This window comes from Bacillus cereus group sp. N8 (genome assembly GCF_016483685.1).
GTDB lineage: Bacteria > Bacillota > Bacilli > Bacillales > Bacillaceae_G > Bacillus_A > Bacillus_A proteolyticus.
The window spans coordinates 1-424 of sequence record NZ_JAEHBK010000137.1; the positions used below are offsets into that span (position 1 = coordinate 1).

Below are 424 nucleotides of genomic sequence, written 5' to 3' on the forward strand. Positions count from 1 at the left end.
CAACCAGTTTTTCATCAAACTGGCTTCTCGGCATACTCAATGAAATCAAATCGTTCACGCTGTTGTAAATATTAGAGATGCGACTATCCATTTCATGTTTCTTGGGTTGGAGATTGGAAAGTTTGTTTTGTGTTTGCAGTAATGCATCTTCCAGAATAACCGCATTCTCATCACTTTCTTCCGTTGTTGACTGAAAATCCTTTAAAGTTGTCAACATTTCCGCAATGAGAAATTCATTGGTAACTTTCAACCCAGTCACAACTGCACTTTGGTTATTATTGATGTCGTTGACAATTGCATTTCCTGTTGCACCCTGCATGGCATCGGCCTGGATAATACCATTTAATGCTCTTTGGGCTTGTTCAAGTTGATTATTTGTTTTACTGGTGTCTTTTTGGAGTTTGGCCAGTACTTCATTGAATTC

Annotated in this window: 1 protein-coding gene; it reads right to left on the reverse strand. The window is 38.4% G+C overall.

Translation table 11 applies throughout. The features are described from left to right. Positions 1–424: T7SS effector LXG polymorphic toxin (locus tag JDS80_RS30745; RefSeq protein WP_242477471.1), on the reverse strand; the 424-nt coding region annotated here is incomplete at both ends.